At 64.4% G+C, this 292-nt stretch carries 1 protein-coding gene; it reads right to left on the reverse strand.

Translation table 11 applies throughout. From position 1 onward, the window contains the following. A partial coding sequence (locus tag SB751_RS29485) for an ATP-binding cassette domain-containing protein (protein WP_410748961.1) occupies nt 1–292 on the reverse strand: 292 nt, incomplete at both ends.

Raw genomic sequence — 292 nt, forward strand, 5'->3', positions numbered from 1 at the left:
GACGAGGCGGTGGATCTCAGCCTTCGCGCCGACGTCGATCCCGCGCGTCGGTTCGTCGAGGATCAGGATGCGCGGCTGCGTGAGCAGCCAGCGGCCGATCAGCACCTTCTGCTGGTTGCCGCCCGACAGGTTCTGGATTTCCTCGTGCAGCCCGGGCGTCTTCACGCGCAGCATCCGGCTCATTGCCTCGCAGTCGCGTTTGAGCTGCGCCTGCCGCACGAAATTGAACTTCACGTAGCGGTTGCTGAGCACGGCCGCTTCCATGTTCGCGAGCAGGTCGAGATTCAGGAAG

It is taken from the genome of Cupriavidus sp. SIMBA_020 (assembly GCF_046535395.1).
GTDB lineage: Bacteria > Pseudomonadota > Gammaproteobacteria > Burkholderiales > Burkholderiaceae > Cupriavidus > Cupriavidus campinensis.